This window comes from Streptomyces sp. NPDC101191, assembly GCF_044767915.1.
In the GTDB taxonomy this organism is placed as follows: domain Bacteria; phylum Actinomycetota; class Actinomycetes; order Streptomycetales; family Streptomycetaceae; genus Streptomyces.
This window is the reverse complement of sequence record NZ_JBIWOU010000002.1, coordinates 1,313,941-1,334,716: the sequence shown is the minus strand read 5'-3', so window position 1 is coordinate 1,334,716 and position 20,776 is coordinate 1,313,941. Positions and strand designations below refer to the sequence as shown.

16 protein-coding genes are annotated in these 20,776 nt (G+C 75.3%); all 16 read right to left on the bottom strand.

Annotated features, from left to right (window positions below; translation table 11 throughout):
* Positions 1-1,025: 1,025 nt before the first annotated feature.
* The 16 genes from ACIRQF_RS12835 to ACIRQF_RS12760 all read right to left on the bottom strand — a co-directional run bounded on the left by ACIRQF_RS12835 (position 1,026) and on the right by ACIRQF_RS12760 (position 20,750).
* Entirely contained in the window at positions 1,026-1,604 is a 579-nt protein-coding gene (locus ACIRQF_RS12835; RefSeq protein ID WP_404091582.1) for a phage tail protein, read from the bottom strand.
* Entirely contained in the window at positions 1,601-3,568 is a 1,968-nt protein-coding gene (locus ACIRQF_RS12830; protein WP_404091579.1) for a putative baseplate assembly protein, read from the bottom strand. The genes ACIRQF_RS12835 and ACIRQF_RS12830 overlap by 4 nt, the downstream gene beginning before the upstream one ends.
* Positions 3,568-3,990, bottom strand: a complete 423-nt coding sequence (locus tag ACIRQF_RS12825) for a GPW/gp25 family protein (RefSeq protein WP_376631858.1) — start codon at positions 3,988-3,990, stop codon at positions 3,568-3,570. Before ACIRQF_RS12825 ends, ACIRQF_RS12830 begins: the two co-directional genes overlap by 1 nt.
* Complete coding sequence (locus ACIRQF_RS12820; protein WP_362647826.1) at positions 3,990-4,307, bottom strand: PAAR domain-containing protein; 318 nt, start codon at positions 4,305-4,307, stop codon at positions 3,990-3,992. The genes ACIRQF_RS12825 and ACIRQF_RS12820 overlap by 1 nt, the downstream gene beginning before the upstream one ends.
* 70 nt (positions 4,308-4,377) lie before the next feature.
* Positions 4,378-6,195 carry a VgrG-related protein gene (locus ACIRQF_RS12815; RefSeq protein ID WP_404091575.1) on the bottom strand — a complete coding sequence of 606 codons (1,818 nt, stop codon included), beginning with the start codon at positions 6,193-6,195 and terminating at the stop codon, positions 4,378-4,380.
* Positions 6,192-6,914 (bottom strand): LysM peptidoglycan-binding domain-containing protein, encoded by a 723-nt coding sequence (locus ACIRQF_RS12810; protein WP_376631852.1) that lies wholly within the window; start codon positions 6,912-6,914, stop codon positions 6,192-6,194. The genes ACIRQF_RS12815 and ACIRQF_RS12810 overlap by 4 nt, the downstream gene beginning before the upstream one ends.
* A gap of 83 nt (positions 6,915-6,997) precedes the next feature.
* Complete coding sequence (locus ACIRQF_RS12805) at positions 6,998-7,423, bottom strand: phage tail protein (RefSeq protein WP_351181232.1); 426 nt, start codon at positions 7,421-7,423, stop codon at positions 6,998-7,000.
* 36 nt (positions 7,424-7,459) lie between these two features.
* A complete protein-coding gene (locus ACIRQF_RS12800) occupies positions 7,460-10,585 on the bottom strand; it encodes a hypothetical protein (RefSeq protein WP_404091571.1) in 3,126 nt (1,041 codons plus the stop codon).
* 4 nt (positions 10,586-10,589) lie between these two features.
* Positions 10,590-10,748 (bottom strand): DUF6760 family protein, encoded by a 159-nt coding sequence (locus ACIRQF_RS12795; RefSeq protein ID WP_351181238.1) that lies wholly within the window; start codon positions 10,746-10,748, stop codon positions 10,590-10,592.
* A complete protein-coding gene (locus ACIRQF_RS12790; RefSeq protein WP_404091568.1) occupies positions 10,745-11,278 on the bottom strand; it encodes a hypothetical protein in 534 nt (177 codons plus the stop codon). The genes ACIRQF_RS12795 and ACIRQF_RS12790 overlap by 4 nt, the downstream gene beginning before the upstream one ends.
* Complete coding sequence (locus tag ACIRQF_RS12785) at positions 11,275-11,715, bottom strand: phage tail protein (RefSeq protein WP_351181244.1); 441 nt, start codon at positions 11,713-11,715, stop codon at positions 11,275-11,277. The genes ACIRQF_RS12790 and ACIRQF_RS12785 overlap by 4 nt, the downstream gene beginning before the upstream one ends.
* A 35-nt stretch (positions 11,716-11,750) precedes the next feature.
* Positions 11,751-13,319, bottom strand: coding sequence for a phage tail sheath family protein (locus ACIRQF_RS12780; protein WP_404091564.1), 1,569 nt, complete (start codon positions 13,317-13,319; stop codon positions 11,751-11,753).
* A 170-nt stretch (positions 13,320-13,489) separates the two neighbouring features.
* Positions 13,490-15,802 (bottom strand): AAA family ATPase, encoded by a 2,313-nt coding sequence (locus ACIRQF_RS12775; RefSeq protein WP_404091805.1) that lies wholly within the window; start codon positions 15,800-15,802, stop codon positions 13,490-13,492.
* An 80-nt stretch (positions 15,803-15,882) separates the two neighbouring features.
* On the bottom strand, positions 15,883-16,689 hold the full coding sequence (locus ACIRQF_RS12770; protein WP_376631842.1) for a DUF4255 domain-containing protein: 807 nt from the start codon (positions 16,687-16,689) through the stop codon (positions 15,883-15,885).
* Positions 16,686-19,814, bottom strand: a complete 3,129-nt coding sequence (locus ACIRQF_RS12765; protein WP_404091802.1) for a hypothetical protein — start codon at positions 19,812-19,814, stop codon at positions 16,686-16,688. The genes ACIRQF_RS12770 and ACIRQF_RS12765 overlap by 4 nt, the downstream gene beginning before the upstream one ends.
* A gap of 246 nt (positions 19,815-20,060) precedes the next feature.
* Positions 20,061-20,750, bottom strand: coding sequence for a response regulator transcription factor (locus ACIRQF_RS12760; protein WP_389752790.1), 690 nt, complete (start codon positions 20,748-20,750; stop codon positions 20,061-20,063).
* Between the last annotated feature and the right edge of the window lie 26 nt (positions 20,751-20,776).

Genomic DNA, 20,776 nt, shown 5'->3' with positions numbered 1-20,776 from the left:
TGACAGGCTCCATGGCGCGCCGCAACCAGCCGCGCGCCGTGGCGGCCGCCTCGGACACCAGAGGGTCCTCCGGCGCCGCCGGGCGCGCATCGGCGGACGGCCGACCGGCGCGCGCCTCGTCGCGCGCCGGAGCTGCCCCGGGAGCCGAGGCCGGAGCTGCGCCCGGAGCCGAGGCCGGAGCTGCGCCCGCCCGTGCGCCGCCCGACGAGTGCGGATCCTCCGCGCCGGACGCGGGCGCGGGCGCGGGCTCGTTCCGTACGGGCTCGGCCGCGCCGGGCGGCGCCGGGGGACCGGTGCGCTCCGGCGCACCGGCGGACGCCGCTGCCGCTGGTGCCTCCACCGCGCCGCCGGTGCGTTCGCCGGACCGGGGCCCCGGGGTTCCCGGCGAGCCGGTGGGCGGCCGTTCCGCCGTCCTCCGCTGGCCGGCGGCGGTCGGAGCGGGCCGGTCGGCGGTCTGCGAGGGATCGGTCGACGGGCGGGCCGGCGCCGAGGGTCCGCCGGACCCGTGCGGCGCCGTGTCCGGCGCGGGTGGCGCCCCGTCGCCTACCGGGAACACGGCTGTCTCAGAACCACCGGGCGCAGGTTCGCCGCCCGGCTGTGCGGTCGTCCCGGGCCCCGGCATCCCGGTCGCCTGCCCAGCGGCCCCGGATTCCGCGGCCGAACGCTGACGGACCGGCGTCTGCCGCGCTGCCTCGGTCTCCCCGGCGCCCGGCGCCGCGGGCTCGGTTGCCCGGCGCACCGAAGCCCCCGCGCCGTCGGTTTCCGCGGCGCCCGTGCCCGCAGCCCGCGGCGCACCATCCCTCTGCCGCGCCGCCTCGGAGTCCCCGGAATCCGGGTGCTCCGGCGCATCGCTCGGCGGCGCTGCCGCCGCCCCCTCGGGGGTGTCCGCCCACCCTTCGTCCCCGGATTCGGCGTCCGGCCGCGCGCGCCGGCGCGCGCGGCTCTCGTTCGACCAGGCCAGGTATGCGCCGCAGTTGTGGCAGAAGTCGTCCGTCGGGGCGTTGGAGGCCCCGCACGCGGGACATTCACGCACGGTGATCACTCTTCTCGACGTCGGTGGGAGGGCCCGGCAGGACCTCCACGCGGCAGACCGTGTGGACCGGGCACAGGGTGCGGACCAGGGCGTGGACGCGGTCGGGGTCGACCTCGGTGGTGCGGCCGGGCCAGACGCGGATGAGCACCGATTCCGCGGCGGGCGGCGGTGTCGCCCCGCCCGCCGTGGCGGACCAGACCGCGCCGCCGTCGCCGCTGACGTCCGCCGAGACGCCGAGGACCAGGCGCAGCGCCTCGACCAGGCCGCGGCGGGTGCCGCGCAGGCGGTGGAGTTCGACCGCGCGGGACACCGCCTCGCGGCGGAGTTCCAGCGGCCGGCGCGGGTCGTCGGCGCCGCCCACCCAGGCGGCCAGCCAGGACAGGAAGTCGGGCGGGGCGAGCCGGGGGTCGAAGTAGCCCGCCAGGTTGTCGAGCGTCGTGAACACCGGTGCCAGGACCGTGTCGAGCCCCGCCGTGAGCCGCTGGGCGAAGTCGTCCTCGGCGTACAGCGCGGGCAGTTGCTCGCCGATCGGGTACCTGCTGGGCAGCCCGGGGACGGCGGCCCGGCTCATGCCCCTACCTCCGGGTCCTCGGCGGTGACGACGACCTGGTGCTGGTACGAGAAGACCAGCGCGCCCGGACCCAGCTCGATCCGGTCGACCGGGGCGCCGCGCCGCCCGCTGACCGGGTCGGCGGCGAACATCCGGATGTCCTCCACCAGGACGTCCCCCACGGCCCGTTGGAGCACGCCGAACAGCTCCCCGTACTGCACCGGCCGCCCGAACGGCCACCCCGTGCCCTCCGGTCCGCCGTGCAGGGGGTTGAGGTGGCGGAACAGCGCGGCGAGCGCCGCGTCCCGGACCCGGTCGGCCTCCGCGGCCGGGGCCGAGAGCCTGGCCACCACGGTGACACCCTGGTAGACGGGCGGTTCCACGACCAGCCGGGTGCCGATGAGACGCCGCTCGTCCAGGGCGTGGGTGATCGCGGTGAGCACCTGCTCGGAGGGGATCAGCTGCTCGAAGCGGAGCCGGTCGCCCTCGTCGGCGACGGCGTCCGGCACCACGAGGACCCGCACCGCACCGTCCCCGCCGCCTTCGCCGGCGGACGGCAGACAGCGCACCCGGCGCACCGACGGCGCCGCCTGGCGGGCGATGATCTCGTGGTCCTCGGCGGTCACCGCGCGCTCCTGCATGCGCAGTGCCTCCGGCGCCCGCAGCTTCGCGTTGTCGAGCGTCTCCCCGGCGACACCGCCCCGCGCCGCCTCCCGGTTGTCCACGCGGGCGACGTACGGCACGGAGCTGCGCAGCACGGAGATCGCGCCGCGCGCCACGTTGCCCGCCGGGCCGCCGCCGGTGCGGTAGCGGGCGACCCGGATCCGGGCGCCCTTGGGCGGCACGGCGCCGCGCGCGCCCAGCGTGCCGTCCGGCTCGCGCAGCACCGGCGGGAAGCCGAACTCCCCGGTGGTGGCGTCCACCCGGACGTGCCGGTCCTCGGGTCCGGAGCGCCCGAAGTGTTCCACCACCTCCCAGCGCTGCCATCCGTCCGCCGAGGACACCTCCACCACCGGCGGTTCGCCGTCGAGCAGCACCGGCGGCCGGCCGAGCCGGAACCGCTGCCCGGCCACGCCCTCCGAGGTGCCGAGCGGCACGTCCGTCACCGTCTCGGCGTGCTCGACGGTCATCGTGCCGCCGATGGTGAAGACCTCGGCCTCGCGCACCGTGGGGGACTCCGAGTAGAAGGGCTGGCCCGGCTCCGCCTCGGTCACCCGGCAGCGCAGCCAGCCCGCGCGGGTCCCGCCGATCAGCGACGCGCGGTGCCCGGCGGGCACATGGACGATCACCTCGCCGGGCCGGTTGAGACCGCCGGTGGTGTCGTCGCCGGTCTCGCAGCGCTGCCAGCGCCCGCCGTCCCACGCCTCCCACACCAGCGGAGGCTGGCGCGGGTCGACGCCGACGCCCTGCACCCGGCTGTCCAGGCGCACCACGACCACACAGCGCGGCACGGCGGTCGGCAGTCCGAACAGCAGCGCGTCGCCGGGCTCCGGCGTCGCCTGGAAGCACGGGATGTCCCGCCGCTCGTCGAGCTCCGCCGTCCGGTCCGCCTGCTCGCCCGTGCGGGGAGCGGTGAGCAGTCGGGTCAACTCGCTCGGAACGATGTGCAGTTCCTCGGTGGTCGCGAAGACCACGGCCTCCTCGGTGTCGCCGGCCGGCGTCGTCACCTCGGTGCCCGCGGGCAGCGTCACCGTGTCGGGCTGCGGCGCCGACAGCCAGAAGTCGACCTCGGCGACGGCCGCCGACGGCGGGAACAGCTGGATGCCCAACAGGTCGAGGAAGGCGAGGTAGTTCTTGTCCGGGACCCGGTTCAGCCGGTACAGCAGCTGGTCCACCAGATAGGCGAAGGTCTCGATCAGCGTGACGCCCGGATCGGAGACGTTGTGGTCGGTCCACTCCGGCGCGCGTTGCTGCACATAGCGCTTCGCCTCGTCGACGAGCTGCTGGAACCGTCGGTCGTCCAGGTTGGGGGAGGGCAGGGCCATCAGTCCGCGACCATTTCCTCGGCCCCCTCCTCGGAGGGGATCGTGTAGAAGGGGAAGACCAGGTTGCGCCGGTCGTTGGTGGTCCGCACGGTGTAGTGCACGTCGATGTAGAGGGTGCCGGCGTCCACGGAGTCGAAGGCCACGGCGACCTCGTCGACCGCGATCCGGGGCTCCCACCGCTCCAGAGCCTCGCGCACCTGCTGCGCGACCCGCCCGGCGGTGTCGCCGTCGCCCGGCGCGAAGACGTACTCGTGGATGCCGCAGCCGAACTCGGGTCGCATCGGGCGCTCTCCGGGGGCGGTGCCGAGAATGAGCCGGATCGCCTCCTCCAGCTCCCGCTCCCGCTCGACCATGGCGATCCCGCCGGTCGGTCCGACTCGCAGCGGGAACGCCCAGCCGCGGCCGATGAACCGCTCGCTCATCACACGCCCCCGATCAGGACGTTCATGGCACCGGTGAGGATCATCGCGCCGCAGGTCGTCTGGTCCCGGGCGCGTGCGGCGGGCAGCCCGCCGATGAGGACCGGTCCCGAGGCGGCAGCGGCCGGGTTGGGCATGATCACGTTGCCCGGCCCGAGCGCCGCGTGCGGCGGGACCACGCAGACGTGCAGACTGCCGGTGACGGCGGCGGGCTGCCCGCCGATCAGCACGGTCGCCACGCTTCTGGCGGCGGCCGGCGGCGGGGTGCCGACCCGGCCGCCGTGGTTGGTGGGATCGCCGAGACGGGCTGCGGCTGGCATCACGGACTCCTGGAAGTGGGTGCGAGGGGACACGAGGGGTACGGGGCGGGCGACGGGCATGGGAGGGGCCTCAGTTGATCCGGATGAGGCGGGCCTTCAGCACCGCGAGCAGACCGCCGTCGACGGTGACGTCCGCGGTACCGGCCACCTTCACCGTCCGCCCGTCGACGTTCACCCCGGCCGTGGCGTCGATGTCCACCTGACGTCCCGTCACCTTCACGGTGCCCTGCCCGGCGTCGAGCGTGATGCCCTGCCGGTCGAGGACGACGGAACTCAGCGGACGGTTCTTCCCGGCGAACACGGTGACCTCGATCCGGTCCTTCCGGTCGTCCATGCGCACTTCGAGCCGTTCGTCCCCGGTCACGAGCCGCAGCCCCGAGGGGCCGGGCGCGGGCGCGTCGAGCAGCTCCACCCGGTGCCCCGAACGCGACACCACCGAGCGCCGGTTGACCTTGCCGCTGGTCTTGTCGATCAGCGGCACGTCGTGCGGCGAGGGCTGGTCCACCCCGTTGTAGAGCCCGCCGATCACGTACGGACTGTCCAGCAGGCCCTGTTCGAAGCCGACCAGTACCTCGTCGTTCACCTCGGGGCTCACCACCCCGCCACCGCCCTTGCCGCCCCACTGGACCGTACGCACCCAGTCGGTGACGTACGTGTCGTCCAGCCAGGGGAACGTGAGCCGCACCGCGCCGCGCTGCGAGCCGTTCGGCTCGCGCACGTCCGTCACGATCCCGATCGCCAGACCGGGCATGCGCGGCCCCCGGCCCGGCGCGTTGGCGCCGGTGACCAGACCGGTCAGGGAGCGGTCCGGGCTGGCGCTGACCCACACCGTGGTGCGGTAGCCGCCGTGCGGCTCCAGGACGTGCTGCACGGCCGTCGCCGTGTACCGGCCGGAGAACGCCTGCCCCACGTTGCCGAGGGCCACCGGCCTGCCCGCCCGCAGCATCGGATTGCCCTCGGCCAGCGCCTCCAGCTCACCGAAACCGGCGCTGATCTGCGCGGCGGTCGCGTCGGCCACCGCCGCCGTCTCCGCCTGCGTACGGTACGGGGTGTCCGCGACGGTCACGACCGGCGCACCGAACATGGCGGCGGCCTGCGGGCGCATCCCCGGCACCACCGTGTCGCTCACCACGGCCGGCTTCTCGGCCATGAGCGGACGCTTGGTCGTGGTGTCCCAGCCGCGCACCCGCACCTTCGCGGCACCGTCGGCCGCCGACAGCGAGGCCCGCAGCGCCAACAGGTTCCGCCCGTACTCCAGCACCATCGGACTGCGGGTGGCCGAGGTCGAAGGCGCCGGGGCGCCCGAGGCCTTCACCGGCTTCGTGAACTGCAGCAGGCCCTTGTCGTCCACCCGCACCTGCGCGCCGCTCTCGCCCGCCAGGTACTGCAGGAACTCCCAGTCGGAGACGTTCGCCTGGGACAGCTGCTTGTACGTCACCGGCGCGGCCTCCACCTTCCCGACCGCGAGGCCCGCACCCGTCGCCACCTTGCGGACGATGGCGGACGCCGTCATGTTCCGGTACGCCACCACCTTCCGGCCGCGCTGCAGCCGGTGCGCCTTGGAGTACGCCCGTACCACCGTGAAGGAGCCCGTGCGGTCACGGTCGATCTCCAGGGCGGTGACCTCGCCGTTGAACAGCCGCTCCCGCGCCTGGCCCTTGACCGTCACCACCGACACCTTCAGCGGCGTGCCGATGGTGATCCCGGTGGTCTTCAGGAACTCGTGGTCAGGGTCGCGGAAGGTCAACACCGCCGTGTCCGGCAGCCCCACGTTCTCGTCGACCACACAGCTCACCAGCTGCGCGGCCCAGACCGGCGGCAGTTCGCCGGGCGCCTCCACGATCGGATCGGCCGCGAACGACCGTCCCCCGGTGTCGGACGTGCTCATCGTTCCTCCTCGGCATCCGCGTCCCGAAGCCCCGGCACCACGAGTTCGGTGCCCGGGACGAGGGCCATCGGATCGTCGATCCCGTTCGCCTCCGCGATGGCCCGCCAGGCCGTCGCGTCCCCGTACTCGCGCCAGGCGAGCATCGCCAGACTGTCGCCCGCCACCACCGTGTGCGTGCTGCGCGCGGTGCGCGAGCCCGACGTCGGGTTCTGTCCCGGCGGATCGACGCTCGCCTCCTCGATGGACAGCGAACACGTCGCCCGCAGCGGCTTCCCGTCCACGTCGAAGAGCGTGTACGACACCGAGAGGTTCGACAGCACCCCGTCGAACGACGTCGTCCGCGCGTTGCCCCACTCGAACCTCACCCACGGACTCGCGGGCTTCTTGCGGCCGAGACTGGCCGGGGTGGGCACGCAGGCCTTCATCAGCTTCTCCACCGCCTGCTCCACCGAGTTGTCGTGGGTGGCGGTGGCGTCGAGGAAGACCTCCAGGCTGAGCGTCCGCGGTCCGCTGCCCACGAACTCGGGCAGCGCCGACTGCCCGGCCATCCGGGACGGCGACCGCCGCCACTCGGTGGTCTTGCCGAGCTGCAGCGTCGAGGGGTTGAACTGCAGGTCGAGCCGCGCGATCGTCCCGCCGGGCCTGGCCCCGACGGAGGCCGGCGGCTCCTTGAGGGTGAGCTGCGCCCGTGCGCGGCTGGCGCGAGCCGATGGGGCCATGCCGGGACTCCTTTCCGGAGGGACGGGAACGGGTACTGCTGCTACGTCGAGGCGGGGCGGGGCGAGGGAAGGCCGAGGTGGGGTCAGGACGGGAGCAGGCCCTGGTGGGCGATCTCCAGCGTCTCCACCGCGGCCTCCGAGCTGGCCGGGTCGAACGACGGCCCCTGCCACCGCACCGGGACGATCCCGAACACCTGCCAGCTGATGATCCGGCTGAGATCCGGCCGCAGGGCCACGATCTCGCCGTCCTTCGGCTCGACCTTCCGCAGGGTCTCGTCCAGCCAGCGCCCGATCTTCGCCGTGTCGGCGGTGACCGGCCGGGTGAGCGTGATGTTCGACCAGGTCACCCGCCCCGGCAGCTGCCAGGTGAAGCCGTTGTTCCCGCCCTCGGCGTAGCTCTCCATCTCGACCTCGGCGCCCATGCCGGAGCAGGTGTTGAAGGCGCCCAGGTCGTTGCCGCCGATCGCCAGCCGGAAGAACACGCTGGTCGCGAAGATGTTGTCGGTCATCGTCCGTGGTCCGTTTCTCGTGCGTCGTGCGTGTGCTCAGCGGCGTCCGTCGAAGGGCCGGCCCGCGCGCTCCCGGCCGCGCCGCAGCTCGGCGCGCAGCAGCCGGGCGACGGGGTCGATCAGCTTGCGCGCCAGGTCGTCGAGGTCGGTGTCGGCCGCGGCCTGCGGAGTGCTGCCGCTCTTCGGCGCAGGCCCGGCGGACGCCGTAGCGGGCGGCTTGGCGGCCCGCTGGACCGTCGCGACGGGGGAGGGCGTCGCGGCGGAACGTGGCCGCACCCCGGGTGCGGCAGGCGCGGTGCGTCCGGTGGGTACGGGATGCGCGGCAGGTGCGGAGGTCACGGTCGGCACCGGCCGCGCCACGCCGGGCAGCGCCGGCACCGCCGGACCCGGCCCGGCCGGGGCGGGCTGGACGACGAACGGAGCCACCCCCTGCGCCTGCGGCCCGGTCACGGGCAGCGGGGCGGTCGTCCGGCGCGCATCGGGCGCCGGACGCGTCGGGTGGAAGCCGGGAGCGGCCGCCGGAGCGACCGCCACGCGCTGCACGGCGGGTGAACCGGACGCGGTCGACGGGGCGGTGGGGGAATCGGCGGACGCGGAGGCCCAGCGGGCCGGAACCACCGGACGGGCGGGGACGGACCGCGTCGGCGCCGGCGTCGTCGGAAGCCCGGGCGCGTCCGCGCTCAGCCCCGTCGTCAGCGTCCGGTCCGCGAGCAGCCGAAGGCTGTGGGCTCCGGTACGGGACGAGCCCGGCGCCTGGTGCCGCGCGATCCCGTCGGGATGGTCCACACGTCGCGCGACGACCAAGGGCATCGGCCGCCCCTCGCCGCCACGGGCATCCGCGCCCCTGGCACTCGTGGGACGGGAGGCGTTGCCCGTGCTCTGGGCGCTCCCGCTGCTCGGCCGGGCCGTGGCCGGCGCCGCCGCCCGCTGTACGTCCACGGACGGCATCGCGGCCGCCGCGCTCGCGGGCAGTGCGGCCAGCGGAGCCCCGAGCCCGGTACGTGCCCGAGCCGGGCGCGGCCCGGGCGCGGCCGGGGTCGTGGCGGTCGGTCCGCCTGCCGTGACCGGGCTGTCCGGGGGCCCGTCCGTGCGGCGCCGCAGCGTGGGCACCGGTGCCAGGGGCTCAGCGGGCCGGGCGGGCGCGGGACGCGTCGTCCGGCTGGTGGGCGGCAGTTGCGCCATGGGTGCGCCGAGTCCGACGGGTGGCCCGTCGGCCGTGCGCCGGAGCACGGGCCTGTCGGCCGTGGCCTGGCCGCCGGTCGGGGCCTCGGCCTTGCGGGGGAGGGCGGGCATGGCCGGTGTCGTGCCGGCCGGGGGCCGGGTCAGAGGTGTGGCCGGGGTGTCGGTGGGTTCGGCCGTGCTGCGCTGGAGTGTCGGCATGGCCGGCGCCGAGGCGACCGACGGCTCGGTCAGCGATGCGGCTGGAGCCTCGACGGGCTCGTCCGTCGTGCGCTGGAGCACGGGCCGCTCGGGCATGCTCGGGTTGTCGGCGTTCTCGTCGGCCTTGCGCCGGAGCACGGGCTGCTTCGGTGCCGGGCCGGGCGTCGTGCCCGTCGGGACCGTCGCGGGCCCGGCCGAGGGAGCGGTCGGGCCGTCGGTGGGCGCCTCGGCCTTGCGCTGAAGGACCGGCATGGCCGGCACCGTCGGCGCCGGGGCGGTACCGGGTCGTCCGGGCTCGGTCAGCGGCCGGGAGACGGACGCCGGTTCGGGGGCCGCGGGCGCGCCCAGCGGCGCGTGGTCCTCGGTGGACCGCGCCCGCTGTACGGGCGGCGGAGCCGAGGCCGTGGCCGTCTGCGGGACGACGGTGACCCGGCGCCTGGGTACGGCTGCGACACGGGCGACGGTCAGCGTTCGCCCCACGCCGCGCGGGCGGACCACGGCGCGCGCCTCAGGCGCGGCGCTCGGGGCCGTGGCCCGCTGTACGCGCGGGGTGGGGGCCGAGACGGCCCATGCGCCCGCCTGAGCAGGACCGTCGGCCGGTATCCCGGGCACCCCCGGCACCACCGCGATCCGGCGGACCAGCGGGAAGGCGGGCAGCGGGGCCTGCACGGGGCCGGGACGAGCCGCGTCCGCCGAAGGGAACTCCGCTCGCTGCACGGCGCCGAGCACCGTCGGGGGCTGCGGGGACACGAGTCCCCGGCTCGGCTCGCCCGGGCCGGTCGCCGCAGCCGTCCGGGCGTGCCGGACGGCGGGACCGTGGCTTGGTGAACCGCCTCCCGCAGTCGGCGACGTGACCGCGGGGTCCTGGCCGACCGGCATGGTGAGGTCCGGGGCCGGACCGGACGCCTCGGAACGCTGGACGGCCGGACCGGACGCCTCGGAACGCTGGACGGCCGGACCGGACGCCTCGGAACGCTGGACGGCAGGACCGGACGCACGCCCTTCGCGGGGCGCCGGTGCCGATCCGGGCGCACGTCTGGCGGCCCCCGAGCCGCCCTCGCCCGCTGCCCGGACCTCTGATTCCGAACGCGCCTTCTTCGCCGCTTGGTCGGGCGAGGCCGAGCTGTCCCGGGCGTTGCCCGGGTTCACGCCCTCCCGCGAGGCTGCCCGCGCCACGACCGGCCCGACCGGGCCCACCGGAGCGGCGCCTCCGCCCCGCCCCGAACGCCCCGCGCCGGGCGTCGCCACGGGCGCCCCCGCCGTACGCGAGCGGGAACCCGTACCCGTACCCGTGCCCCTGCCCGTACCTGTGACCGCGGCCGGGCCCGTACCGCTACGCCTGCTCAACGCCCTTTCAGGCGAAGCCGGTTCGGCCGCACCGAGTCCGTCCCCCTCCGCCACCCTTTGCGGGCGGATCGCGCGCAGCAGGAGAGGGCCGCCGGGAGCGGTGGCGCGGGGGCCGGGGGCGGCGGGGCGGGCCACGCCGCGCAGCAGGCCGGACGGCGCGGTGGGCAGTACGGCGTGGGCGAGGCCGGTGTCGAAGGACGGGTCCTGCCACGCGGCCAGGCCGCCGCGGAAGGCGAGTCCGTCGCTCACGCCCAGGGGGGCGCGGGAGACGGTGAGGGACGGCGGTGACGTCATGCGCCAGCCGCCGTCCCAGTCTCCGGGCACGCCGGAGTGCGGGGCGGCGTCCGTCGCGGAACCGGAGGCCGCGGCCCCCGGGGCGGGGGCGGTCTCCGGTTCCGCGACGGGCCGCCGACGCAGCCAGTCCCGCCATGCCATGTCCTCAACCGCCTTCGTTCACACGGGTGTTGATGCGGGCGATCTCGGTGACCCACTCCTGCCGCTCGCGGTGCGGCAGGTCGAGGATCTCGTCCCGCTGCCAGTGGAAGTGGTAGGCGATGTACGCGATCTCCTCCCGCAGCCGGGGGAGGGCGTACGTCACGATTCCCCCAGGCGCCCACCGGAGAGGTCGACCTCGAAGCCGCCCTCGCAGTGCGGACACGTCACCGCGGCGCGGGTGTGGCCCTCGCTGTTGACACGCCGGTAGAAGTCCTGGAGGAAGGCCACGTCCGTCGCGTACATCCGCTCCACGACCCCCGCGTGCACGTCGGTGATCGTGCCTAGCCGGGTGATCACCTGGCTGAGCAGGACCACGCTCAGATAGGCGGGGTTCTCCTTGACCCGCAGGTCGATCTGCGGGCGCAGCTCGTCCCGGGCGGTGGCCAGCCGCATGGACCCGTGCCGGTGCACGGTGCCCGCCTCGTCCACGTACCCGCGCGGCAGCTCGAACTCGAACTCGGTGCGCAGCCCGTGGTCCGCCGCGCGCGGAGCCGCTGCCGGAGCCGCCGCCGGGGCCGCGGCCGGGACCGCGGCGGGCGCCGGCTGTTCGCCGGCCCCGGCCGCGGCCTGGGTGGGTGCGGTGGCCTGGAGGAACTCCTCCAGGTTGCCCGCCGTGACCGTACGACGCCTCATTCGACGACGATCTCCTCGAACACGATCGTCACGGTCTCGGTGGCCGCGGACGACTCGCCGGCCTTCAGGGACGGACCCTCCCACTTGGAGGCCCAGCCCTGCATCAGCTGGATGCGGCGGACCGTGTTGCCCTCGGTGTCCTTGATCTCGATCGTGAGGTTCTGCCGAGCGGCGTTCACGGCCCCGTTGTTCAGGGTCTCCTTGATCCACTTGGTGAACTCGCTGCTCTGGTCGAGCCCTCGGGTGATCGTGATCTCGCCCGCCTGCCGGGCGCCCGGCTGCTTGCGGATGATCTGCTTGCCCTCGGAGGTCACCTGCTTGACCTCGACGACGTCCTCCTCGACGGTGAAGCCGCTGATCTCCTGGATCGACTCGACCAGGTAGCCCCCGAGCTGCACGCCGAAGACGTGGGTGGAAAGAGCATCGCCCGTTGCCATGTGTGTCTGTCAACCTTCCCTTGCGGACCCGCGGGTCACTCGTCGATGAGACTGGTGCTGTCCGAGAACTGGGCCAGCCGGAATACCACGAACTCGGCCGGCTTGACCGGCGAGACGCCGATCTCACAGACGACCCGGCCCTGGTCGATCGACTCCTGCGGGTTGTTGTCGCGGTCGCACTTGACGTAGAACGCCTCCGCCGCCGTGCGCCCGAACAGCGCGCCGCGGCGCCACTCCTCGGTGAGGAAGGCGGTCACGTTGCGCCGGATGCTGGACCACAGCCGGTCGTCGTTCGGTTCGAAGACCACCCACTGGGTGCCCAGGAGGATGGACTCCTCCAGGTAGTTGAAGAGGCGGCGCACGTTGAGGTAGCGCCAGGCCGGGTCGGAGGAGAGGGTGCGGGCGCCCCAGATCCGGATGCCGCGGCCCGGGAAGGCCCGCACGCAGTTCACGCCGATCGGGTTCAGCAGGTCCTGCTCGCCCTTGCTGAGCCGCAGCTCCAGGTCCACCGCGCCGCGGATCACCTCGTTCGCGGGGGCCTTGTGCACACCGCGCTCGGCGTCGCTGCGCGCCCAGACGCCGGCGACGTGACCGCTCGGCGGGACCGTCGTGTTGCGCCCCGCGGCCGGGTCGAAGACCCGCACCCACGGGTAGTAGAGGGTGGCGAAGCGGGAGTCGTAGCCCGCCTCGTCCTGGCGCCAGCGGCGCACCGCCTGCGCGTTGAGGCCGGGCGGGGTGTCCAGGACGGCGACCCGGTCGCCCATCTGCTCGCAGTGCGAGATGACCGCGAGCTGGACGGTTCGCACGCCCTCCTCGTCGATCGCACCGCGCTCGTAGGCGCTCATCAGGTCCGGCACCGCGACCATGGTGATCTCGTCGATCGTCTCCAGACCGGCGAAGCCGGTGCGGGCGCCCGCGTCGCCGACGTACTCCGCCGGGTCGAGGCGCGCCAGGCCCGATGCGCCGGACGGGGCGGCGGGCGCGGCCGGGGCGGTGGCGTCCGGCAGCGCGACCGTCTGGCTCTCGGGCCGGGTCTGCGTGCCGTCGCGGCGCTCGGCGACCGCGATCAGCTTCGAGCCGCGGGTCTGGGTGACGAAGTAGCCCTTGACGCTCTTGCGGGTGGAGACCTCGTAGGCCTCGGCGACCTGGTCGCCCAGGCGCACCAGGACCTTGAAGCGGTCCTCGGGCGGGTTGTCGCCCTCCACGTCCGCGATCTCCACGGACACGCCGCTGACGCCGGGCCTGGCGGAGACCAGGAAGCCGCCGAGCTCGACCGGCCGGCCGGCCGGGATCTCCTGGGGGCCGCCGGCGGCGGACGCCGCTCCGGCACCGCCCTCGGCGCCCTGGCCGACGCGCACGATGTACGCGGCGCCGCCGCCGTTGGCGAAGTAGCCGTAGACGGCGTGGGGCAGATAGGTGCCTTCCGCGAAGCCGCCGAAGGTCTGGGTGTACTGGTCCCAGTTGGTGACCAGGGTCGGCTCGTGGAACGGCCCGCTGCGTGCGAAGCCCACGAACGCGGCGACCGCGGTGCCGACCCCTTCGATCGGGCGAGCACCGGACTGCACCTCCTCCACGTACACGCCCGGGGTGAGGTACGTCGGCATGCTCGCTCCTTCGCTCTGTCACTCGTGTCACTTGTGGCGGTCCCAGCCTTTCCGGCGAGTCCGCGCGGGCGAAAGGTGCGCACGGACCTGCGCGGGGGCAGCAGGGCTGCCCTCCCGGGACCCGCTCGCATGGCCCCTCGCGTGCGCCCCTCACGGGACTCGGCCCGGGCTCAGCGCCGCGTGACCTCGGCCAGGTACGGGCCGAACTCGCCTGCCAGGACCAGCCGGCCGAGCTTGCGGTACTCCTCGGCGACGGCCGTCACCAACTGGGCCATGGTCAGCGAGCCGCCCGCCGCGGCCGCCGCGTAGGCCGCGGTGACCGCGCAGGCGCGGATGTTGCCGCCGGCCAGCTCGAAGCGCTCCGCGCAGAAGTCCAGGTCGAGGTCGTCCGCGCGGGGCAGCCGGTCCCCCAGACAGCGTTCCCACAGGGCAAGCCGCTGGGCGGCGTCGGGCACCGGGAAGTCGGCGATCACGTCCAGGCGGCGGGTGAACGCCTCGTCCAGGTTGGCCCGCAGATTGGTGGTCAGGACGGCGATGCCGTCGAAGGACTCCATCCGCTGCAGCAGATACGCCGACTCGACATTGGCGTGCCGGTCGTGGGCGTCCTTCACCTCCGAGCGCTTGCCGAAGATCGCGTCCGCCTCGTCGAACAGCAGCACCGCGTTGACGGCCGAGGCCTCGGTGAAGATCCGTTCCAGGTTCTTCTCCGTCTCGCCGACGTACTTGTCGACGACCGTGGACAGATCCACCACGTACAGGTCCATGCCCAGATCGGCCGCGACGACCTCGGCGGACATGGTCTTGCCGGTGCCGGAGGAACCCGCGAACAGGGCGATCACACCGCGCCCGCGGCCACCGCCCGGCCGCATCCCCCACTGCCCGAGCACCTGGTCGCGGTGGCGGGCGCGCACGGCCAGCTCCCGCAGCTGCCGGTGGGTGGGCGGCGGCAGCACGAGGTCGTCCCAGCCCACCGCGGGTTCCACCCGGCGGGCGAGCCGGGCGAGACCGGCACCGCTCTGACCGCGGACGGCCGTGCGCAGGTCGTCGGGGGAGACCGGCCGGCCGTCGAGCGCGGCCGCGCGGACGGCGGTCCCGGCGGCGCGCCGCAACTGCCCGGCGTCCAGGCGGTGGGCGGCCACGGACAGCGCGAGCGCCTCGACGTCGGGGGCCTCGGCCGGGCTCCCGTCCGGGACGCTGCCCGGGGACGCCGGCGCGCCGTCGCCGACCCGGGTCGACTCGGCGGTCCCGGCTCCGGCGGACAGGGCCGTCCCGCTCGGCCTGCTCGGCCCGGTCTGCCCGCTCAGTCCGGTCGGCCCGGTCGGCCTGCTCGGCCCGGTCTGCCCGCTCAGCCCGGTCGGCCCGGTCGGCCTGCTCGGCCCGGTCGGCTCGGTCGGCCCCGTGAGTTCGGTCAGCGCCTGCTCCAGCGCGTGCCGCCAGCGCTCCGCGTGGCGGTCGGGCGCGGGCGTCGCCACCGGGAGGGTGACGGGGGTGTCGGCGGCCCAGGCCGGTTCCCAGCCGCTCGTGCCGTACGTGAGCAAGGGCAGGCCCCGCAGGGTCGCGCACACCGTGCGCAGCAGCCGGTCCCGCACGCCCGGCTGGTCGGGCAGCGCCTCCAACGGGCCGAGCACCACGCCCCCGCCCGTCAGCCGGGCCTCCCGGGCGACGGCCCGGGCGAGCGCGGGCACGGCCCGTTCGTCGAGACCGAACGCCGCCGCGTCCAGGCACAGCGCGGGCAGGCCGGCGGCCCGCAGCGCGGCGGAGGCGAGGCCGGCGGCGTCGCCGCCGCGGGCCCGTAGATGCACATGGCCCGTGCCGGTACGCAGCGCGGCGACCGCGCGGTCCCGCTCGGCCGGGTCGGCGGCCGGGTCCTCGGCGCGCCCGCCGAGCAGCTCGGCGAGGCGCGGGTCGGGAGCGTCGTCGCCGAGCAGATGCGCGGTGACCCGGTCCGGGACGGCGAGCACCCGCGACAGCGGCGGACGTTCGGGCTCGGTGAGCTCGACGAGGCCGCCGGAGACCAGCGGCGCGCCGGGGGACAGCCGGAACCGCGCCGAGGGGATCCCGGCGCGGCCGACGAGTTCCAGCGCGAGTCCGACGGTGGGCCGACGGCGCGTCAGGTCGTCGTTGAGATAGCCGTAGAGGCGCTCGAAGCGGGCGTCCAGGTCCGGCGCCAAGGCGACCAGGAGCAGGTCCAGGTCCAGCGGAGCGAGCCCGAACCGGCCGGCCAGCACCGCGAGCGGCGAGCCGGGCGGCGGGTCGGCCGGTGCCAGGGCGGGCAGCCCGGGATCGTACGGAGGGTCGAGCACCCGGGCGACCGCCTCGGGCGTCAGGTACTGGCCGCGGTAAGGGTCGTCCGGGTCGGGGTCGACGGCCTGCCGCGCCGCGACCGCCCACCGCACCCGCTCCTCGACGAGCTGCAGCCGGGTCCACAGATAGCGGGCCGGCTCGTCCGTGGCGGGTGCCGGTGGCTCGTCGCGTACGGGCACGGGGTCGGGTACGGGTCCGGGATCGGGTGCCGTCGGCGGCTCGGGCTTCCGGGCCGCGGGCGCGGCCGGGGCGGTGCCGGTCAAGGCTGTCGTCCTCCTCGGCGGCGGCGGGCCGGTGCCGGGCGCCGCTCGCGGGGAGCGCCGAAGCCCTCGCCCGGCGCGGGCTCCGCCAGCTCGGTGTACCGCAGCCGGTGCTGTTCGTCGCTGGAGCCGGTGCCGCCGTCGCTTCCGCCGACGCCGTCGCTTCCGCCGGCGTCGTGGCCCGGCTCGTCGTCCCTCGCCCCCGGCCGCGTCCCGGGCCCGGACCACGCCGGCCGCAGCCCGGGACCGGAGCGCATGACGAGGCCCTCGGTGACCGGCGGGGCGGTGTTCCGGGCGACGCCGGCGAGCGGGGTGAGGACCCGCAGCCCGATCGACGGCCGCAGTTCGCCGCCGAGCGCCGACCACACCTCGGAGGCCGCCGGGGCGTCCGCGCCGGTGCCTCCGACGTCGAGCGGGACCAGCAGGCCGAGTTCGGCGAGGGTCCCGCCCAGCAGCCGCGGCGGCACGGAGTCGTGGGCCACGAGGCAGGACAGCACCTCGGAGAGCAGCCGGTGCTCGTCCTGGGGGCGGCCCGCCCACGCGGTCACCAGATAGGTGAGTTCGAACCAGCGCGGCGGGGTGCGGCGCGCGACGACCTGGCCCTGCGCGTCGTACACCTCGCCGCCCCCGCTGCCGCGCCGCGTGGGATCCTCGCGGACGTCGTACAGGAACACGCAGACCGTGGGCGCGCTGCGGCGCGCCGCCCAGTCGCGCGTCGGCGCGTCGAAGACGACCTCGACGCCCGACGCCTCGAGCCCGGATTCGGCGAGCAGCCGCCGCAGTCCCTCGTCGACCTCGTGGATCATCGGCGCGTCACCGTGTCCGGCGGCTGCACCGTGCCGCTCACCACGAGGAAGTCGGTCGTCACCGGCGAGAAGCCCGGACCGCTCGCGGTGATGATCCGGGGGCCGGTCTGGTCCTTGGTGAGGATGAGCAGCTGCCCGATGAACGTGCCGTCCCGGCGCGGCACGGTCGGCGCCGCGGCGGCCGTGATGCCGGGCTTCCAGGTGAGCTTCACGGGCACGCCGGGCGGGAAGTCCTTGCCCCGCACCGAGGTGACGAAGCCGGGCTTGCCGAGCTGCGGCACGGCGACGATCCTCGGCTGGAGGATCCGGACGCGCCGCTGGGCGGTGTTGTCGCGCGGGTCGGCGTCCGTGCCGCTCGTGGTGAGTCGGCCGGTGACGCGTCCGGTGAGCGCGCGGTCGGGCCGCAGGACGACCTGGACGACGGCGCGGGCGCCGGGAGCCAGGTCCGGCAGCGCGCAGGACCAGGAGGCGTCGCAGCCGGGCGGCGGCCCGTCGTGCGGGATGCCCGAGGGCAGGCCGACGCTCAGCCGCAGTCCGGTGGCGAGGGCGTCCCGGCCGTTGCGGACGGTGTACGTGACGACGACGCGGCCGCCGACGTAACCCGGCTCGGGCTGGGCGCTGACCCGCACACCGGGGCCCGCGAGTGGGGCGGGCGGCGGGGGCGGGGTCGGCTTCGGGGGCGTGGGTGTGGAGGGCGCCGGGGTGGTCGGGGTCGGCGTCGGTTCGGGCGCCTCGCGCACCGGGACCAGCGTCCGGCCCGTGTTGTCGCTCGGGTTGGGGTCGAGGACGGTGCCGGTCACGGTCCAGTCCACCGGCTGGTCGCCCGGGTCGAGCCCGGTGAGGGTGACGGTGACCGGCACCGTGGTGCCCGGTGGCACGATGCCGAGGGCACAGGTCAGGGCGGCCGGATCGCAGGTGGCGCCGGGCGCGGTGAGGGCGGTGACGGTCAGGCCCGTGGGCGGTGCGACGGTCAGCCGGGTGCCGGGCGAGGCCGCCGGGCCGCGGTTGACGACGTTCACCTGGACGGTCCCGGTCTCGCCTGCGGTAACCGGCGTCGTCGTCGCGGGTGCCTCGACCGCGAGGTCGACGGACTGCTGGACGGCGGGTTCCTTCTGGCGGCCCGGCAGGTCGAGCGTGATCGAGACGAGTTCGCCGGTGGCGACGTCCACCCTCTTCAGCTTCTCGGGGCTGTTGGGCGCCCGATTCGGCCTGACGCTGACGACCAGGCTCTTGGCGTCGGCCGTCCAGGCGGCGTCCCGGGGCTGGAACGGGCCCGGGTTCTCGGGCAGTTCCCGCTTGCAGGCGCCCGGCACGTCACGCGCGGCCCGGGGCAGCAGCACCCGGCAGGTGTCGCCGGTGAGGGAGGTGAGGACGATGCCGTTGCGCTCGTCGAGGCGGCCGCCGCCGCTCTTGCGGTTGAGGGCGATGGTGGTGCCGTCCGGTGAGAACGCCGGGCTGTCGTCGATGACCGCGCAGTCACCCGGGCAGATCTCGGCGCTCAGGTCGCGCTGCCGGTCGAGACGGTCCACGCGCACGGTCCAGACGTGCTTGTTGCCGCCGTTGCCGTTGATCACCAGGTTGCGGGTGAAGGCCAGGGTGGTGCCGTCGGAGGACCAGGTCGGCTGGGCGTCCCCGCCCTGCGGCTGACCCGTCGGCGGGACGAGCTCGCCGCGGATCGCGCCCGTGGCGACGTCCGCGATCAGGATGCGGGTGGGCCTGGCGGCCCCGCCGGCCCCGGCGGGCGAGGTGCGGGTGAAGGCCAGGAGCCGCCCGTCCGGCGAGAACGTCGGGTCGGTGTCCCAGTCCCCGGGGCCGCGCCCGGCGAGCGACAGCGGCGCCGCGTTCGCGCCGTCCGCGTCCACCATCCAGATCCGCTCGATCCGTCCCCCGGGGGCGTCCTCGAAGCGGGTCACGACGATCCGCCGGCCGTCGGGGGTGTAGTTCTGCCGCTCGGTCCACGGATCGGAGCCGTCCGCCGGCTGGAACAGCGGGTCCTTGGCCGGATCGGTGTTGGTGTCGGCGGCCGGGTCCTCCTTGAGGATCGTCAGGCCGAGGTCGCGCGGATCGGCGCCGTCCGGCCGGGCGTCCTGCAGGGTGACCACGTGCGGCCCGGCCGCCGTGGTGCGCTCGACGACCATGCCGCCGCCGTCGCGCGGTCCGAGCCAGGTGACCTCGCTGACCTCACGGTCCTCGCTGAGCACCAGTTCCGGGGTGGCCTCCGAGTGCGCGGGCACCTGGAAGACGTGGTTCCAGTCGCCCTTGCACTCACAGGTGCGGTCCGGGCTGAGGAACAGCACCCCGTCCCCGTCGGGCAACCAGGCTGCCCCGTGGGTCCGCCACCGCGCCTGCGCGCCCGACAGGAGCTGCCCCTTATTGACCCCGTCGGTCCACTTCAGCCGGGGGCCGCCGGGGCCGGTCGCCGTGTACGCGACGACATCCCGGTTCTCCGCGTCGTCCACCGGGTTCCAGACCGGCTCGGAGGCGGTGCCGTCGGCGGGATCGCTGACCAGCCTGGCGGCGCCGCCGCCCAGCGGGCGCACGTACACCTGCCGGCCGACCAGCGGGTCGGCGTCGCTCACGTACGCGAGGCGCCCGCCCTCCGGCGAGACGGTGGGGTGCACCTCGTTCGCCGGTGTCCGGGTCAGCCGGGTGAGCCCGGCGCCGTCCGTGCCGATGCGCCAGATGTCGCGCTGCCCGCCGTCGGTCCTGGCCGCGTCGAAGACGACCGCGCGGCCGTCCGGGGTCAGCCGGGGGTTCGCCGCGTCGAGACCGCTGGTCAGCCGGTGCACCGCTCCGTCGGCGGTCCGCAGATAGATCTGCGGGGTCCGCTCGTCTCGGCGGCTCGCGAACACCAACTGGGATCCGAGCGCGGCGGGTTGCACGTCCTGATGGGCCGGGCCCGGCCCGAACAGGGGCGTGCTGGAGGTGTCCGTCGCCACCCGGCCGATGCTGCGGTGCCGGGTACCGGCGAAGGCGATCCGGCCCTCACCGGCCGCGGTCGCCCGAGGGCCCGCCTGGGCCTCGTCCGGGGCGGAGGCCGCCGTCACCGCGAGGAGAGGGACCAACAGCAGCAGCGGTGCCGCGACCTTTCCCCAGCGGTACCGCCGGCCACCGGAGCCACCCATGCTCATCAGGGTCCACCTCACAGTCCGGTGCGTTTCCGTTCGCGTACGACGCGGCGTACGACTGACGTGAACCGCACGTACGACGCCACATACGACGCGACGTACGACTCCACGCACGACTCCACGTGCAACCCGGCCACCCTGCCGGTCCGCGGGCCGCCCGGGCAGGGCCAGGGGGCCGCACCCGGGGGAAGCGCGCCCTGCGCTTTCGGGCAGTCGGCCCCCTGCGGCCGGCCTGGGCGTCGCTCAGATCAGGCCGTGGCGCAGGGCGAAGCCGACCGCGTGGGTGCGGTTGCGCAGCTGCAGCCGCGTGATCACTTCGTGCAGCACGTTCTTGACGGTCCGTTCGGAGTACGAGGTCTTCCGCGCGATCTCCGCGGTGTCCAGGCCCTCCGACACCAGCCGCAGCATGTCCGCCTCGCGCGCGGTGAGCGTGGAGAGCGACGAGGCGTGCGGGTCGAGCGCCGCGCGCTGCAGGCTGCCGACATGGTGCATCAGACGGGCGACAAGGTCGCCCGGAAGCACGCCCTCGCCCTTCGCCATCGCGAGCACCAGCCGTAACAGCCGGTCCTGGTCCGCCTCGGCGCGCCGCAGCACCGCCGTGACCCCGCACTCGATGGCCCGCTGCAGGGCGTCCCCGGACTCGAAGGTGCCGACCACCAGGCCGGTGGAGGTACGCGAGTCCTGCCGGAGCCGCCGCAGCAGCGCCACGGTCTCGTCGTCCACACTGTCCACGGCCACCAGCGAGACCTGCGCGCCCTCCGGGCGCCCCTCGTCGACGAGTTCTATCTCGGGGCGCTGGCGCAGCTGATGGACCACCCCGACGTGCAGCACCGGATCGGCGGCGTACACCGCCACCGAGACCCGCCGCCCCGATCGGGGCGGCGGGACGGTACCGGACGAGGAGGTGATGTCGTTCTGCTGACCCTGCGTCATCTGCTTTTCCTGTTCGTGAAGACATG

Coding starts and splice junctions, on each gene's coding strand:
- ACIRQF_RS12820 (WP_362647826.1), bottom strand. CDS start 4,307: ATGCCAGCCGCAGCCCGTCTCGGCGATCCCACCAACCACGGCGGCCGG.
- ACIRQF_RS12765 (WP_404091802.1), bottom strand. CDS start 19,814: ATGGGTGGCTCCGGTGGCCGGCGGTACCGCTGGGGAAAGGTCGCGGCA.
- ACIRQF_RS12835 (WP_404091582.1), bottom strand. CDS start 1,604: ATGAGCCGGGCCGCCGTCCCCGGGCTGCCCAGCAGGTACCCGATCGGC.
- ACIRQF_RS12785 (WP_351181244.1), bottom strand. CDS start 11,715: ATGGCAACGGGCGATGCTCTTTCCACCCACGTCTTCGGCGTGCAGCTC.
- ACIRQF_RS12805 (WP_351181232.1), bottom strand. CDS start 7,423: ATGACCGACAACATCTTCGCGACCAGCGTGTTCTTCCGGCTGGCGATC.
- ACIRQF_RS12770 (WP_376631842.1), bottom strand. CDS start 16,689: ATGATCCACGAGGTCGACGAGGGACTGCGGCGGCTGCTCGCCGAATCC.
- ACIRQF_RS12810 (WP_376631852.1), bottom strand. CDS start 6,914: ATGGCCCCATCGGCTCGCGCCAGCCGCGCACGGGCGCAGCTCACCCTC.
- ACIRQF_RS12830 (WP_404091579.1), bottom strand. CDS start 3,568: ATGGCCCTGCCCTCCCCCAACCTGGACGACCGACGGTTCCAGCAGCTC.
- ACIRQF_RS12760 (WP_389752790.1), bottom strand. CDS start 20,750: ATGACGCAGGGTCAGCAGAACGACATCACCTCCTCGTCCGGTACCGTC.
- ACIRQF_RS12815 (WP_404091575.1), bottom strand. CDS start 6,195: ATGAGCACGTCCGACACCGGGGGACGGTCGTTCGCGGCCGATCCGATC.
- ACIRQF_RS12790 (WP_404091568.1), bottom strand. CDS start 11,278: ATGAGGCGTCGTACGGTCACGGCGGGCAACCTGGAGGAGTTCCTCCAG.
- ACIRQF_RS12825 (WP_376631858.1), bottom strand. CDS start 3,990: ATGAGCGAGCGGTTCATCGGCCGCGGCTGGGCGTTCCCGCTGCGAGTC.
- ACIRQF_RS12800 (WP_404091571.1), bottom strand. CDS start 10,585: ATGGCATGGCGGGACTGGCTGCGTCGGCGGCCCGTCGCGGAACCGGAG.
- ACIRQF_RS12780 (WP_404091564.1), bottom strand. CDS start 13,319: ATGCCGACGTACCTCACCCCGGGCGTGTACGTGGAGGAGGTGCAGTCC.